Here is a 15,943-nt window from a genome sequence, read left to right as displayed (position 1 = left end):
TTCATGAGCATCAAAGCTGAGGAAATCAGTGCGCTGATTAAACAGCAGATTGAAAACTATCAATCGGATATTGAAGTAACGGAGGTTGGTACGGTTATCGAAATTGGTGACGGTATCGCACGTGCTCATGGCCTTGATAACGTTATGGCTGGAGAGCTTGTAGAATTCTCTAACGGCGTTATGGGTATGGCGCAAAACCTTGAGCAGAACAATGTCGGTATCATTATTCTTGGACCATACCGAGACATTAAAGAAGGCGACGAAGTTCGCCGTACAGGCCGTATCATGGAAGTTCCAGTTGGAGAAGAAATGATCGGCCGCGTAGTAAACCCGCTTGGACAGCCAGTTGATGGTCTAGGTCCGATCAACACCTCTAAATCACGTCCAATCGAAAGCCCGGCACCAGGCGTAATGGCACGTAAGTCAGTACACGAGCCGCTTCAGACTGGTATCAAAGCAATCGATGCACTTGTTCCAATCGGCCGCGGTCAGCGTGAGCTAATCATCGGTGACCGTCAGACTGGTAAAACATCTGTAGCAATCGATACAATACTGAACCAGAAAGACCAGGACATGATCTGTATCTACGTTGCAATCGGACAAAAAGAATCAACAGTACGTGGTACAGTTGAAACGCTTCGTAAGCACGGCGCACTTGATTACTCAATCGTCGTAACGGCATCAGCATCACAGCCTGCACCATTATTATTCCTAGCACCTTACACAGGCGTAACAATGGGTGAAGAATTCATGTTAAATGGCAAGCACGTGCTTGTTGTATATGATGACTTAACAAAACAGGCATCTGCATACCGTGAACTATCACTACTACTTCGCCGTCCTCCAGGTCGTGAAGCATATCCTGGTGACGTATTCTACCTTCACAGCCGCCTTCTTGAGCGTGCAGCGAAGCTGAATGAAACATTGGGCTCAGGTTCAATCACAGCACTACCATTCGTTGAAACACAGGCAGGGGATATCTCAGCTTACATTCCAACGAACGTAATCTCAATTACTGATGGACAGATCTTCCTTCAGTCAGATCTATTCTTCTCGGGTGTACGTCCTGCGATCAACGCCGGTCTTTCAGTATCCCGTGTTGGTGGATCTGCACAGATCAAAGCGATGAAGAAGGTATCCGGTACACTGCGTCTTGACCTTGCAGCATACCGTGAGCTTGAAGCATTCGCGCAGTTCGGTTCTGACCTTGATAAAGCAACTCAGGCAAAACTGAACCGTGGTGCACGTACTGTTGAAGTACTAAAGCAGGACCTGAACAAACCGCTTAAAGTAGAAAAGCAGGTAATGATCCTTTATTCATTAACTAAAGGACACCTTGATGATATCCCAGTAGAAGACATTCGCCGTTTCGAAAACGAATTCCTAAGCTGGATGGATCAAAACCACAAAGAACTGCTGGATCACATCCGCACAACGCAAGGTCTGCCTGAAGACAGTGATATGGAAGCAGCAATCAACGGATTCAAGAAGACTTTTGCTAAAAGCGAGTAATTAAACCAGCATTTCAACTTTAAAGGGTGGTGAGAACCAGTGGCATCGTTACGCGATATTAAAAACAGAATCACGTCGACGAAAAAGACAAGTCAAATCACTAAAGCAATGGAAATGGTATCCGCATCCAAGCTGTCCCGTGCAGAGGATAACGCGAAATCATTCAACCCTTACATGAATAAAATTCAGGAAGTGGTTGCTTCAATTGCAACAGGCGCAAAAGATGCATCACACCCGATGCTCAGCACTCGCCCGGTGAAAAAGACTGCTTATCTCGTCATCACTTCTGATAGAGGACTTGCAGGAGCTTATAACTCCAACGTAATCCGTTCAGCAATGAATGCGATTAACACCCGTCACTCAAGCAAAGATGAGTATGTGATCCTTGCAGTCGGACGTGTAGGACGTGACTTCTTTGCTAAAAAAGGCATGAATATCATCGATAGCATCATTGGGTTACCCGACCAGCCAAGCTTTGCTGATATTAAAGAAATTACGGGGAAAGCAGTGGGCATGTATGCAGATGAAGCTTTTGACGAGCTTTACATGTACTACAACCACTTCGTCAGCGCAATTTCACAGGAAGTAACAGAGAAGAAGGTTCTCCCTCTGACAGATGTAGCAGCTGAAACAGGCGGCATGACATCATATGAGTTTGAACCATCACCTGAAGCAATCCTTGAAGTGCTTTTACCACAATACGCAGAAAGCCTGATCTACGGCGCACTGCTTGACGGTAAAGCCAGTGAACACGCTGCCCGTATGACAGCAATGAAGAGTGCAACGGACAACGCCAAAGAGCTTATCGATTCACTATCATTATCATACAACCGTGCCCGCCAGGCCGCGATCACTCAGGAAATCACCGAAATCGTCGGCGGCGCCGCGGCGTTAGAAGACTAATTAAGTTCAGGTAGGTTAGTAATTTGTTTTACCAGCCTTATCTGAAACGTATAAAGATTTGCCCAGAGAGTTGATCGGAGCGTAGGGCGGCGACTCCGGGGCGATTAGTGGGATAGCTGAGACCCCGCAAGGCTTGCCTGAGGAGGCTCAGCGACCACCGCCCGGAAAGCGTCCGCCCGAAGCGCAGATCAATCTCTCGTTACAGAAAACCATATCAGCCGGGCTTTCCCGCTCGGCTTCCATAAGCAAGCTAGGAGGGAAAATGATGAATAAAGGACGCGTTTTACAGGTCATGGGTCCAGTTGTTGACATTAAGTTTGACAATGGCCAGCTGCCTGACATTTATAACGCTCTAACAGTAGCATCAGGCTCAGCAGAAGCAGATGTACTAACGTTAGAAGTAGCACTTCACCTTGGTGATGATGCTGTTCGTACCATTGCGATGTCCTCCACTGACGGCATCCAGCGTGGAGCAGAAGTAACGGACCTTGGTTCGCCAATTACTGTTCCTGTTGGAGATGCGACACTTGGACGCGTATTTAACGTACTTGGAGAAGCGATCGACCTTGCAGGAGATGTAGATGCAAGCGTTCAGCGTGACCCGATCCACCGTTTAGCACCAACTTTTGAACAACTTTCAACTGACACAGAAATCCTTGAGACTGGAATCAAAGTAGTAGACCTGCTTGCTCCATACATCAAGGGTGGTAAAATCGGTCTCTTCGGAGGAGCCGGTGTTGGTAAAACCGTTCTGATTCAGGAACTAATCAACAACATCGCACAAGAGCACGGCGGTATCTCAGTATTCGCTGGTGTTGGAGAGCGTACTCGTGAAGGAAATGACCTTTTCCACGAGATGACTGATTCAGGCGTAATCAAGAAAACAGCGATGGTATTCGGTCAGATGAACGAGCCGCCGGGTGCGCGTATGCGTGTTGCCCTGTCAGGTCTTACAATGGCAGAATTCTTCCGTGATGAGCAGGGACAGGATGTACTTCTGTTCATCGATAACATTTTCCGTTTCACGCAGGCAGGTTCTGAGGTATCAGCCCTTCTAGGCCGTATGCCATCAGCCGTTGGTTACCAGCCGACACTTGCAACTGAAATGGGTCAGCTTCAAGAGCGTATCACGTCGACAAATGTTGGTTCAGTAACATCGATCCAGGCGATCTACGTACCTGCCGATGACTACACTGACCCTGCACCGGCGACAACATTCGCCCACCTTGATGCAACAACAAACCTTGAGCGTAAGCTTTCTGAAATGGGTATCTACCCAGCCGTTGACCCGCTTGCTTCAACATCACGCGCACTTTCTCCAGAGATCGTTGGAGAAGAGCATTACGCAGTAGCACGTGAAGTTCAGCAGACGCTTCAGCGTTACAAAGAGCTTCAGGATATCATTGCCATCCTTGGTATGGATGAGCTTCAGGAAGAAGATAAGATGATCGTAGGACGCGCACGCCGTATCCAGTTCTTCCTATCTCAAAACTTCCACGTAGCAGAGCAGTTTACAGGCCAGAAAGGTTCTTATGTTCCTGTTAAAGAAACAATCGCAGGATTCAAAGACATTCTTGCAGGTAAATACGATCATCTTCCGGAAGATGCATTTCGTCTTGTAGGACGCATCGAAGAAGTGCTCGAATCTGCTAAGAAAATGGGCGTAGAAGTATAATTAGGGACCAGGAGGGAAAAAAATGAAGACCGTTAACGTCAATATCGTTACTCCCGATGGCCCTGTGTACGAGTCTGCTGTAGAAATGGTGAGCACAAAAGCTCAGAGCGGGGAGCTCGGCATTCTGCCTGGGCATATCCCGATGGTTGCACCGCTTGAGATCGGTGCTGTCCGTCTGAAAAAAGAAGGACGCACTGAATTTGTAGCAGTAACCGGAGGCTTCCTTGAAGTCCGCCCGGAGCAGGTAACAATCTTAGCGCAGGCGGCAGAGCCGGCGCCTAACATTGATATCGACCGTGCAAAAGAAGCCAAGCAGCGGGCAGAGAGCCTTCTGCAGGCCAAACAGGACAACGTTGACTTCAAACGCGCAGAACTTGCACTTCGTCGTGCAATGAACCGCATTGATGTATACGAAAACAAAATGTAACTGATTTAACCGGCACCCTCCCCGGAATGGCAACCATGCCAGGCCGGTAAGGGGCCGGTTTTTATTTAATTTTTAATTAAAAAATGTAACCTGTAGCGCATTAATTGCAGTAAAATATGATGAAGAGTATGTTCAGCGGTTACAATCCACCTTCTTTTAAGAGGACTGACATCATACTTTATGAGCATTTTTAGAATCTACCCACACATTCTCATTGAATTCTAAGAATTCTTTGTTAGAATGACAAAGTTGGCAGAAAGGAGTCAGTTTATGGCAGAGTTCGGACAGCAGGCACTCTTCAGCATGCTTATCCATTTAACGTTTATTGCATTAACATTCTGGTCGATGCAGGCGCTCAGATTCGACAAAGCGATCCGGCCAAACAGAGTTTTTCAGGCAAGAGTTTTATTTATACTGGTGAGCATTGCAATAGGCTCTACCGTGGCAAACTTTTTCTTATCTTATGCGACCTGGTCTCAGCAGCTGCCCTTACTTTTTTAGGCACAATTCTGTCACAATGTAAAGGTTTTCATGCGGGATTATCATTGCTTTTTAAAAAAATATGATTTTTGTAACTACCAAATCAGGAAGAAATGGTTTAACTTTAGTATGATGTGGAATAGTCTAGCATGTGCTGCTAAACCGGTAGGGGCTATCTTGAACTCTTCATATATAAGAGAACTGAGTATATACAGGCAGGAAAAAACTGTCAATATTACCGACATGGCATGAGAAAAATTTGTCAAAATGCCATGAATCATGACTTTCTTCTCTTGTATAAAAGAGTTCTAGAATGATAAGATTTGTAATGTTTTAGTTTTTTAAAAGTTTACTTGTATATGAGACAATTATTGGATTAGCCTATTGCGCGATTGAAGCAGACGATATCACTTCAGTCACTTATATTGAATATGAATAGTATTATGAGAATGAAGACGCGGAGGGGAACTCACTTGGAAAAAATCATCGTACGCGGCGGTAACAAGCTGCAAGGTTCAGTCAAAGTAGAAGGTGCTAAAAATGCAGTTCTTCCAATTTTAGCAGCAGCACTATTAGCTGGAAAAGGGAAGAGTACATTATTAGAAGTACCTGCACTATCAGACGTAAAAACAATCAATCAGGTACTTACACATTTAAATGCAGAAGTAGAGTACACAAGAGAAGAAAATAAATTAGTAGTGGATGCAAGCAAAGATCTTGCTCCTGAAGCACCTTTTGAATATGTACGTAAAATGCGTGCATCCGTTCAGGTCATGGGACCACTTTTAGCAAGAAATGGTCACGCAAGAGTTGCACTGCCTGGTGGCTGTGCAATCGGTTCACGACCAATTGATCTTCACCTTAAAGGGTTTGAAGCGATGGGTGCAGATGTAACTGTAGGAAATGGCTTTATCGAAGCAAAAACAGATGGCCGCTTAAAAGGCGCTAAAATCTATCTGGACTTCCCAAGTGTAGGTGCTACTGAAAACATCATGGCAGCTGCAACACTTGCAGAAGGCACAACAGTCATTGAGAACTGTGCAAAAGAACCTGAAATCGTAGATATGGCGAACTATATGAATAAAATGGGCGCCAAAATCAAAGGTGCAGGAACAGATACAATCCGTATCGAAGGTGTGGAAGAACTGCACGGTGCAGAACACACAATTATTCCTGACCGCATTGAAGCCGGCACATTCATGATCGCAGCAGCAATCACTGAAGGTGACGTTTTAATCGAAAATGCAGTACCAGAACACTCAGCTTCAGTAATCGCTAAGCTGAAGGAAATGGGCGTAACAGTCATTGAGGAAAACGAAGGCGTACGCGTCATCGGAAACGGCAACCTGAAGTCAGTAGACATCAAGACAATGCCGCATCCAGGATTCCCAACTGATATGCAATCACAGATGATGGCACTTATGCTAACAGCAAACGGCACAGGCGTAATCACTGAAACGGTATTCGAAAACCGCTTTATGCACGTTGAAGAATTCCGCCGCATGAATGCAAACGTTAAAATTGAAGGACGTTCAACAATTATGAACGGACCAAGCAATCTGCAGGGCGCAGAAGTAGCCGCAACTGACCTTAGAGCAGGTGCAGCACTCATTCTCGCAGGACTCGTAGCAGAAGGCTATACACAAGTAACGGAACTAAAACACCTTGACCGTGGATATGTTAATTTCCACGAAAAGCTAGTCGCACTTGGTGCAAACGTAGAACGTGTTAAAGAAGAGACAGAAGCAAGAGCAGAAGCTGCTGCAACAGCAGTTCGCGTATAATTTTACTGAACTCATACTTCTTATTCTTATACATCACGAACTTCTAACTAATTATGCGTTTATAAGCAGTATACACACGCCGGGGCGTGGGTATACTGCTTTTTTTGTTTTAAAGATTTAAGACAGGGGTTGTGGCTGAAGTTGTAAGAAAGAGGTGGATGGATTCGCTCATCTTTTGCGATTTATCTATCACCTTTAGAGTGTATTACGTCATCATTCCAGTCCATTCTACTTGAGGCCGAATATAACTAGTTTTATCTATCAGCATTACCAATCATTCTACCACCTTTCAAACTAATTCCATCATCAATTAAATTTTTCATCCCCCATCGCCCGCCTCCACCAGTGAAATCCTGAAGGTCGGGGTCTGACCCCGGCCTTCGCTGCATATACTCCCTCATAACCTATGTCTGGAGGGGTGAGGATGTACCAGCGGCTTAAGTTGTTTTTGTTATTTGCAGGATACTTTATACTATTACTCGCAATTCCGGCGTTCATTATTTCACCGAAAGAAGAGCAGAGAACCCCTTTGCCCGAAGAAGAGAAACCGGCTGAACAGGTTGAGGAGACTGAAGCTAATTTAGCTGTCCCTGTTATGAGACAGGCGAGTGGTGAGGTTGAGACGGTGGACCTTGAAACGTATGTATCGGGCGTGGTGGCAAGTGAGATGCCGGCTTCTTTTGAGAAGGAAGCATTAAAAGCGCAGGCACTCGCAGCAAGGACGTATGTGACGAAATTTCTCTCACATAGCGGTGATGAACCGATCACTGATACCACGACGCACCAGGTATATAAAAATGAAGATGAACTAAAAGACATTTGGAAAGACGAATTTGCGTGGAAGAAAAAAGCGATTGATGATGCGGTAAATGAAACAAAAGGTGAAATCCTCACCTATGATGGACAGCCGATTACTGCTGCTTTTTTTTCAACGAGTAATGGCTGGACTGAAAACGCGAAGGATTATTGGGAAGAGGATGTTCCTTATTTAGCTTCAGTGGAAAGTAAATGGGATGAGAAGGCGGCTCCTGGTTTTTACTATGAAAAAAAGATACCGGTACACGAATTCGAAGAGAAGCTTGGGATCACTCTGACAGCAGGGGAACAGGGCAATATTCTGGAACGGACGCCTGGTAATCGGATCAAGACGGTTGAAATTGCTGGTAAAACATATAGCGGCAGAGAGATCCGTGAGTCGCTTGATCTGCGCTCGACCGACTTTGAGTGGGTGCTGCAGGGTGATGAGGTTGTGATAAAAACCAAAGGCTTTGGTCATGGTGTGGGGATGAGTCAATACGGTGCAAATGGAATGGCGCTTGCAGGCAGCAGCTATAAAGAAATTGTGCAGCATTATTTCAGCGGGGTGGAGATCACCTCTATCGGAGATGCGGTTCCTGCGCTGCTGGTGAAAAGGTAAAGAAAGCAGCATTCCGGTAGCGGAATGCTGCTTTTTTAGAGAGATGTCAGGTGCAGCATTCAGTTTTGTACAAGCTGCAGTCAATTGTGTATATACAGCACTCAACCCGGGTGTGTCGCGCACTGGGCAGCCGCATCACCTACTTCAGCAGGAAACAGACGACGTTCGTCCGCTAAAACACCACCGTCAGTATCACTGCATCCACCCTACACTTGAAAATATTCCTCCACACGCGCAAACCATTTTCTCAGTCTGCTATTTTTTTTAACGAAATAAAAGCGCTGAATCAGAAGATAGACGGCCAGTACACCGATCACATCTTTTACAGCGTCTATCATCGTCGCTGAGCGGTATGGAACGAAGGCCTGATGTATTTCATCTATAAAGCCGTAGAACGCTGCAAACACAGCTGCAAGGGTATGAGTAGCGACGCCCAGCTTTCCGTGGACAAGCAGTGCCGCGATAAATAAGAAGTGGAGAATGCCAAATTCAATTAGATGGAGAGACTCTTTTAGAAAACGGTCAAATGACCCGTATGGCAGATTGATGACTGCATCGTGAGGTAAGCTTGATAAGACCCAGATCAGGATCATGTATATAAAAGGCAGAGTGGTGATAAACAGTTTAAGCCATTTGATCATGTAACAGAATCCTTTCCCAGTCGTGTACTATTTGGGATTGTATCATGCAGCACACAGGTTTGAAGAAAAAAATTGTGACAATGTATAGAATTTCCTCTAAGCGTTCAAAATGAGTGCTGAGGTGATGAAAATGATTAAGGGAGACAAAAATCAATCTACCCTGTCAGACAGCTTTAAAAAGTTTTTCAAAAAACGCTGGGCGGTACCTGCCATTTACCTTGGGTGTGCAGCGCTCGCGGTTGGAACTGTATTTTTCGTACAGGGACAAAAAGATTCAGAAGTCGCACAGGAGTCAACAGAAAGTCAGTACGTTTATCAGGAAGAAGCCAACGATTATACTTACGGTCCACCGGAAACAGCAGAAGTCAATCAGCCCGCTGAAACAATGAGCCTGCCAGTCACTGACCCGGATGCAGTATCTGTTCATAAAGCATTTTATGATCAGACAGCAGACGCAAGTGAACAGCAGGAATCATTAATTGTTGTAAACCAGACTTACTATCCTAACCTTGGCGTAGACCTTGTGCAAAATGGCGAGCCGTTTGAAGTCACAGCTGCAATGAGCGGAACGGTTACACAGGTGGAAGAGGATCCGTTTATCGGTAACGCAGTGGAAATCGAGCATGACGGGTATGTCACGCGCTATCAGGCCATCGAGGATATCACGGTTTCTGAGGGTGAGGAAGTCAGACAGGGCCAGGTCATTGCACAGTCCGGTGTCAGCGAACTGAACCCTGAAGCAGGCCTTCACGTACACTTTGAAGTATTAAAAGACGGTCAGGCAATCGACCCGATGTCAATTACGCAATAATAGGTATATCTTAACCGCCTGCCGGCATATAATGCACAAACGGACCCACAGGAGGCCGGCACCGTGCATGAGTATATCAGAGAGAGAACAATCTCGGCTGGCAGGCACATCGTAGAGACAGAAGAAACGGTCCGCTCAATCGCAAAAATTTTTGGGGTATCTAAAAGCACAGTGCACAAAGACTTAACCGAGCGCCTGCCAAAACTTGATCCTGCGCTCGCGGACGAAGTAAAAACAATACTTCATTATCATAAAGCGATCAGACATTTAAGGGGCGGAGAAGCCACTAAAGCCAAATACGAAAAGCAGCAGCAACAATCCAACTGAAAAAGGGGAGGCCATGAATCAAACGTTTGTTTGGTTCATGACCTCCCCTTTTAGTTGTGGTAATATATACTTATTGGACTATGCTTTTTTTGAAGTAGGGGGTCAGACCCCAGCCTTCAGCACCATCATGACTTTATACCATAGATTATCTATAAAGTTAGTAAAAATGACCGATATAATATGCGTATACAAACACAAGGCGGATTCCATACATATTTGGCGGCGTGCAGTGAAGGCTATGGGGTCAGACCCTGACCTTCACGAAGGCAGGGGTCTGCCCCCGGTCTTCACTCACAACCCGTCCTAAACTATAACCAGTGACTGAAGGGAGTCTAACCAGAAAATGTTTTCGAAAGATATTGGAATTGACCTCGGAACAGCAAATCTGCTGATCCATGTAAAAGGTAAAGGAATTGTCCTGAATGAGCCGTCTGTCGTTGCCATTGATAAAAATACAAACCGTGTCCTTGCAGTAGGTGAGGAAGCGCGCAACATGGTTGGCAGAACGCCTGGTAACATTGTAGCGATCCGACCGTTAAAAGATGGCGTAATCGCTGATTTTGACGTGACAGAAGCGATGCTGAAGCATTTTATTAATAAACTGAATCTGAAAGGCTTAATGTCTAAGCCGCGCATTCTGATCTGCTGCCCGACAAATATCACAAGCGTTGAGCAAAAAGCAATTCGTGAAGCAGCTGAAAAGAGCGGTGGTAAACGCATTTTTCTTGAAGAGGAACCGAAAGTCGCTGCAATTGGCGCAGGAATGGATATCTTCCAGCCGAGCGGTAACATGGTGGTGGATATCGGTGGTGGTACGACTGATGTAGCAGTTCTGTCTATGGGTGATATCGTTACTTCGCAGTCGATCAAAATGGCCGGTGACCAGTTTGACTCAGACATTTTAAATTACGTGAAAAAAGAATACAAGCTGTTGATCGGTGAACGTACTGCAGAAGCCATCAAGCTGACAATTGCAACTGTATTTCCTGATTCACGCGATGAAGAAATGGAAATCCGAGGACGTGATATGGTCAGCGGCCTGCCACGTACCATTACGATTAAATCGGCAGAAGTGGAAAAAGCACTTCGTGAATCGGTATCAGTTATTGTCCAGGCAGCGAAAAACGTGCTTGAAAAGACGCCGCCTGAGCTTTCAGCGGATATTATTGACCGAGGCGTGATCTTAACAGGTGGCGGTGCGCTGCTGCACGGTATTGATATGCTGCTTGCAGAAGAGCTGAAAGTTCCTGTATTTGTAGCCGAAAACCCGATGGATTGTGTAGCAGTCGGTACAGGCGTCATGCTTGAAAATATTGATAAGATCCCTCAGCGAAAACTGGGATAATGGACTTTAGGAGGTTCCTTCTGACAATGTCAAAAGGAGGAATCTCCAGAAATTCCATCCGTACTTTGCTGAAACTTGTTATAATAAGTCACGGGTAAAAAATGACGAGGTGAAAACAATGTTCAGAGGCTTTTACACAGTTGCTACCGGTATGCTCACGCAGCAGAGAAAAACCGAAATGCTGACAAATAATATGTCCAACGTAAATACACCTGGCTTCAAGGCGGATCAGGCTTCGATGAGAGCATTTCCTGAGATGCTGCTTTCAAGTCTTGGAGGCTCCAAAGTTCCGACACAAAACGGAATGTCGTCCACAAGAATGACACCAGTCGGCGGCTTGAACACAGGTGTATACATGCAGGAAGCAGTCCCGTTATTTACACAGGGAGACCTGCGTGAAACAGGGCTTTCCACAGACCTGGCGATTTTGCAGGGAGACCTCCCTGTAAACGAGGAAACAGGCATTCCAGGCGCACTATTTTTTACCCTTGAAAACGAAGACGGTACAGACCGCTATACACGAAACGGAAACTTTGCCCTGGATGCTGAAGGCTTTTTAACAACACCGGGTGGTTATTACGTATTGGATGAAAATGGCGCGAGAATCGAGCTTGATAATGACCGTTTTGAAGTAACCGATGGCGGACAGATCGTTCAAAATGGTGTAAATATCGGCAGAATCGGCGTTGCCTATTCAGATGATCCGCGTGCCCTTGTAAAAGAAGGCGATGAACTATACAGAGCACCTGAAGGAACTGTTTTTGAAAATGCCTACAATGTAGCAGACGCAGGCTTTTCAATGAACCAGGGCTCACTGGAACGTTCAAACGTAGACAGTGCGAGAACGATGACTGACCTGATGACGTCATACCGTTCTTTTGAAGCAAATCAGAAAGTACTTCAGGCATATGACCGCAGTATGGAAAAAGCAGTGAATGAAGTCGGCAGGCTGAATTAAGGGGGCTAAATCATGATCCGCAATATGGTAACTGCAACAAATACAATGAATCAGCTGCAGCAGCAGCTTGATCTGATCTCAAATAATATCGCCAACTCAGCAACAACAGGCTACAAGCAGACAACCGCTAACTTTAATTCACTGCTTCATCAGCAGATACAAAACCAGCGGGAGGATCAGGCACCGCGCATGACACCCGACGGCCTGAGACTTGGAAACGGCGCAAGAATCTCACAGTCGCAAATGGTCGGTGCACAAGGGTCCCTGCAGCGGACAGACAGAGAACTTGATTTTGCATTTACATCAGAGAATCAGTATTTCAAAGTATTGGTTCAATCTCCTGATGGTACGTCAGAACAGAACTTTACGCGATCAGGTGAACTATACCTGACACCGGTGAATGACAATGAAGTCATGCTCGTAGACGGGCAGGGGAACGGCATTTTAAATCAAAACGATGAGCTGATTATGCTTGATGGACCGGTAGACAATATTCAGCTTCAGGATAACGGCACGCTTCTTGTAGAGTCAGGAGGCGTCCAGCAGAATGTAGAGCTTGGCATCGTTGATATCCAGCGTCCCCAGCTCATGGACCGCGTCTCAAGCGTCTACCTTGGCATGCCTGATAACCTTGCAGAACTCGGCGTTGAAGCAGGTGAACTGATGGTTCAGATGGAAGGCGGGCTCAGACAGACAATCGGGCTCGAACAGGGTGCCCTTGAGCAGTCAAATGTCGATTTATCAAAAGCATTTACTGAGCTCATTGAAGTTCAGAGAAATTACCAATTTCATTCAAGAGCCGTTTCAATCTCTGATCAGATGTCCGGTCTTGTAAACGGATTGCGTTAAAGGAGTTATCACGATATGTCTGAAACAAGTTCAGAAAAAAAGCAAAAACCAGCAGCTGAGGAAAAGGAATCTAAAACCCCGAAATGGGTGCAGGTCCGTCTGTTTCCTATTCTGATCAGAGTTTTATTAATCATCCTGCTTGCAGGTCTCAGCCTGGTCGTAGGCCTCATGGTCGGCTATGGCGTCATCGGAGACGGTTCACCGGCAGATGCACTTAAGCCTGAAACATGGACACATATACTAGACCTGGTCACCCAGGATACAGAATAGCAGGAGGTTTTTTCATGTTAGACATTCAGCAGATTAAAGAAATTATTCCCCACCGCTATCCATTTTTATTAATCGATAAAGTGGTGGAAATCGAAGAAGGCAAACGTGCAGTTGCCATCAAAAATGTCACTGCCAACGAAGAATTCTTTAATGGACACTTTCCGGATTATCCGGTTATGCCAGGCGTTCTGATCGTAGAAGCACTCGCACAAACAGGTGCAGTCGCGATGCTGAAGCAGGAAGACTACAGAGGAAAGCTTGCTTTCTTCACAGGCATCGATAACTGCCGTTTTAAGCGCCAGGTAAAGCCGGGCGACCAGCTCCGTCTCGAAGTCGAAATCGTCCGCATCAAAGGACCAATCGGCAAAGGAAAAGCGAAAGCTACTGTAGATGGCGAAGTCGCGTGTGAGACGGAGATTATGTTTGCGATTAAATAGGAAAAGCGTAAGCGCCTTGCTCAGACCCGACAAGCATAAGACGCACTGAGAGAAATGGGTGACCTTTCCCATTTTCTCAGTGTGGCTTATGACTCGAGGGTCTAGGCGCTGAAGCTGGACAGTTTAGAAAAGCGTAAGCAGGCGTTTAGGGGCGTACACGTTGGACTGAGGCGTCGGAGATAAAGGAAACACGGTGAACGAAGTGAGCCGATGTTGACTTATCGGACAGAGCCCGAGGGAAACGTGCTAGCCCCTGCCTGCTGAAGCTGGACAGCATAAAAAAGCGTAAGGCGCTCGTTCAGCTCTGACAGGCATAAGACGCGTAGCGGAAAACGGGCGCTTTTCCCGTTTACCGATGCGTGGCTTATGACCCGAGGAGCTAGCGCCTGAAGCTGGACAAAATAGGAAAGCGTAAGCGCCTTGCTCAGACCTGACAAGCATAAGACGCACTGAGAGAAATGGGTGACCTTTCCCATTTTCTCAGTGTGGCTTATGACCCGAAGGGCTAGGCGCCTGGAGCGCAGCGAAACGGTTATGAGGATGAGACAAAAGTTGTCTCATCCTCATTTTGCGTACGCGTACATATTTCACCTCTCTCCGGGGAAACTATCGACAGACCTTGATTGGTCACCCCAAAAAAAGGAGAGGAATTATTATGAACAAATACATCAAAATGGCTACAGGTTCATTACTTGCAGCAGCACTCATGGTAGGCTGTAACATGGACGACGGGATGTCGGGCGACAATAACAACGGTGCGCTGGAAAACCCGATGAACGACAATCGTGATAACAATACAATGGATAACAACAACAATCGCGTTGACGACGACTGGGGCATGGACGGCGACCGTAACAACAATGATATGAACGGTGACAACACTAACCGGGAAGATATCATTGAAGATGAGGTCGACCGTGAAGACCGCGATAAACGCGACGAGTAATGAAAAAACTGTTCACTCCCTCAGCCAAAGCTGTGGGAGTGAACAGTTTTTATTAAAGTCAATGTATTGTAATTGGGACCCCTACTTTTTAATCCGCGGCTTCTCAAGCATCTGCTGCTTAAACTCAGCCAGCAGCTCATCACCCGAAATATCCTTCTGGGACAATATGTAAGAAAGCAAGTCCTCAGCATATTCATTTCGCTGATTTCTCATATGCGCTGAGAACAGGACACTGACCTTATCCCCAATCGGTTTCACTTCATGCACCGTTGCAAATAGTCCGGCAGGATCATTTTTTTCATTGGAAATGACTGCAAGCACCTCGATATCCTGATCGCTCTGCTGAAGGCGCTGGAAATACTCCGTTTCAGATCCGTCTAAAAAAGCTTCTAATATCCATGTCTGATGCTCATCTTCTTTATTAATGATCAAACCGTCGTGAAGCTTGAAATTACGGATTGCTTCATCTTCAACGATCTGAATTTTCATCAGTTTAAATGTCTTCATACAATCCATCCCCCTGTTACTTTTATGCTCATTATAGCACAACAGATATTTTTACAAAAAAATCAGAAAATAATACATTAGTTCATTTCCCGGGGAATAATGTCATCTAAAAGTGAAATTTACCCTTAGAAGAAAATGAACTTTTCCCCTTTAAAATCGACAGCAAAATGAATATTTCCATGTTTTACAACAATTTAGACACCGGATATGATGGATTCATCCCATAGGAAAGGAGGATAAACATGATCAACCAGGTCACATTGGTAGGCAGGCTGACGAAGGATCCTGAGCTGAAAGAAATTGCAGGAAACAGACAGGTCCTGAATATCACACTCGCAGTCAACCGGCCTTTTAAAAATCAGGCAGGAGAGTTTGAAGCGGATTTCATCAGATGCACGATCTGGAATCGGAACGCACAAAACACCTCAGCCTATTGTGAAAAAGGTTCACTAGTAGGTATAGTCGGCAGCATTCAGTCACGGTCTTATGAAAGAGAAGACGGTATCAGGCAATATACGACAGAAGTTTATGTGGACACTGTCAGATTTATGGACCGCAAAAGGAGATCAGATGACCCCGGTCCATGGCCTTGTAAACTAAACTGTGTAAGTAAGAGTGCGTACGACTTTTACTTCGCAGTTTAGTTTTTTATTG

Annotated in this window: 18 protein-coding genes; 16 read left to right on the top strand and 2 right to left on the bottom strand. The window is 45.7% G+C overall.

The features are described 5' to 3' along the window. Positions 1–3: 3 nt before the first annotated feature. The 7 genes from atpA to spoIID all read left to right on the top strand — a co-directional run bounded on the left by atpA (position 4) and on the right by spoIID (position 8,198). Entirely contained in the window at positions 4–1,512 is a 1,509-nt protein-coding gene (gene atpA / locus DH10bf12_RS00630) for a F0F1 ATP synthase subunit alpha (protein ID WP_471736701.1), read from the top strand. 39 nt (positions 1,513–1,551) lie between these two features. Beyond that, positions 1,552–2,415: a F0F1 ATP synthase subunit gamma gene (locus DH10bf12_RS00625; RefSeq protein WP_471736700.1), complete on the top strand. Its 864-nt coding sequence runs from the start codon at positions 1,552–1,554 to the stop codon at positions 2,413–2,415. Between the two features lie 265 nt (positions 2,416–2,680). Then, positions 2,681–4,090 carry a F0F1 ATP synthase subunit beta gene (gene atpD / locus DH10bf12_RS00620; protein ID WP_404405340.1) on the top strand — a complete coding sequence of 470 codons (1,410 nt, stop codon included), beginning with the start codon at positions 2,681–2,683 and terminating at the stop codon, positions 4,088–4,090. 22 nt (positions 4,091–4,112) lie between these two features. Continuing rightward, the gene (locus DH10bf12_RS00615) at positions 4,113–4,517 is read left to right on the top strand and encodes a F0F1 ATP synthase subunit epsilon (protein WP_471736699.1); all 405 of its coding nucleotides are present in this window, start codon (positions 4,113–4,115) and stop codon (positions 4,515–4,517) included. A gap of 270 nt (positions 4,518–4,787) precedes the next feature. Beyond that, a complete protein-coding gene (locus DH10bf12_RS00610; protein WP_471736698.1) occupies positions 4,788–5,018 on the top strand; it encodes a DUF1146 family protein in 231 nt (76 codons plus the stop codon). 452 nt (positions 5,019–5,470) lie between these two features. Next, a complete protein-coding gene (gene murA, locus DH10bf12_RS00605) occupies positions 5,471–6,781 on the top strand; it encodes a UDP-N-acetylglucosamine 1-carboxyvinyltransferase (RefSeq protein WP_471736697.1) in 1,311 nt (436 codons plus the stop codon). A 424-nt stretch (positions 6,782–7,205) separates the two neighbouring features. Next, positions 7,206–8,198: a stage II sporulation protein D gene (gene spoIID, locus DH10bf12_RS00600; protein ID WP_471736696.1), complete on the top strand. Its 993-nt coding sequence runs from the start codon at positions 7,206–7,208 to the stop codon at positions 8,196–8,198. 206 nt (positions 8,199–8,404) lie between these two features. On the opposite strand, the gene DH10bf12_RS00595 is transcribed toward spoIID, so the two are convergent. After that, positions 8,405–8,839 (bottom strand): VanZ family protein, encoded by a 435-nt coding sequence (locus DH10bf12_RS00595; protein WP_471736695.1) that lies wholly within the window; start codon positions 8,837–8,839, stop codon positions 8,405–8,407. Between the two features lie 124 nt (positions 8,840–8,963). Between DH10bf12_RS00595 and DH10bf12_RS00590 the strand changes: the two genes are divergently transcribed. From DH10bf12_RS00590 to DH10bf12_RS00555, 8 genes are all read left to right on the top strand, one after another. Further along, positions 8,964–9,650 (top strand): peptidoglycan DD-metalloendopeptidase family protein, encoded by a 687-nt coding sequence (locus tag DH10bf12_RS00590; RefSeq protein ID WP_471736694.1) that lies wholly within the window; start codon positions 8,964–8,966, stop codon positions 9,648–9,650. 63 nt (positions 9,651–9,713) lie between these two features. Then, positions 9,714–9,977: a sporulation transcriptional regulator SpoIIID gene (spoIIID, locus tag DH10bf12_RS00585; protein ID WP_404405327.1), complete on the top strand. Its 264-nt coding sequence runs from the start codon at positions 9,714–9,716 to the stop codon at positions 9,975–9,977. Between the two features lie 343 nt (positions 9,978–10,320). Continuing rightward, the gene (gene mreB, locus DH10bf12_RS00580; RefSeq protein WP_471736693.1) at positions 10,321–11,322 is read left to right on the top strand and encodes a rod shape-determining protein MreB; all 1,002 of its coding nucleotides are present in this window, start codon (positions 10,321–10,323) and stop codon (positions 11,320–11,322) included. Between the two features lie 118 nt (positions 11,323–11,440). Further along, on the top strand, positions 11,441–12,280 hold the full coding sequence (locus DH10bf12_RS00575) for a flagellar hook-basal body protein (RefSeq protein ID WP_471736692.1): 840 nt from the start codon (positions 11,441–11,443) through the stop codon (positions 12,278–12,280). 12 nt (positions 12,281–12,292) lie between these two features. After that, entirely contained in the window at positions 12,293–13,129 is an 837-nt protein-coding gene (locus DH10bf12_RS00570; protein WP_471736691.1) for a flagellar hook-basal body protein, read from the top strand. Between the two features lie 15 nt (positions 13,130–13,144). Next, positions 13,145–13,399, top strand: a complete 255-nt coding sequence (locus DH10bf12_RS00565) for a DNA-directed RNA polymerase subunit beta (RefSeq protein WP_471736690.1) — start codon at positions 13,145–13,147, stop codon at positions 13,397–13,399. A gap of 14 nt (positions 13,400–13,413) precedes the next feature. Beyond that, the gene (gene fabZ, locus DH10bf12_RS00560; RefSeq protein ID WP_471736689.1) at positions 13,414–13,836 is read left to right on the top strand and encodes a 3-hydroxyacyl-ACP dehydratase FabZ; all 423 of its coding nucleotides are present in this window, start codon (positions 13,414–13,416) and stop codon (positions 13,834–13,836) included. A gap of 655 nt (positions 13,837–14,491) precedes the next feature. After that, on the top strand, positions 14,492–14,782 hold the full coding sequence (locus DH10bf12_RS00555) for a hypothetical protein (protein ID WP_471736687.1): 291 nt from the start codon (positions 14,492–14,494) through the stop codon (positions 14,780–14,782). 81 nt (positions 14,783–14,863) lie between these two features. On the opposite strand, the gene DH10bf12_RS00550 is transcribed toward DH10bf12_RS00555, so the two are convergent. Further along, positions 14,864–15,289, bottom strand: a complete 426-nt coding sequence (locus DH10bf12_RS00550; RefSeq protein ID WP_471736686.1) for a YwpF family protein — start codon at positions 15,287–15,289, stop codon at positions 14,864–14,866. Between the two features lie 242 nt (positions 15,290–15,531). Between DH10bf12_RS00550 and DH10bf12_RS00545 the strand changes: the two genes are divergently transcribed. Beyond that, the gene (locus DH10bf12_RS00545; RefSeq protein WP_471736685.1) at positions 15,532–15,933 is read left to right on the top strand and encodes a single-stranded DNA-binding protein; all 402 of its coding nucleotides are present in this window, start codon (positions 15,532–15,534) and stop codon (positions 15,931–15,933) included. Positions 15,934–15,943 lie beyond the last annotated feature (10 nt).

The sequence above is a fragment of the Jeotgalibacillus sp. 10bf12 genome (assembly GCF_055597105.1).
This window is presented reverse-complemented; position numbering and strand designations above follow the sequence as displayed.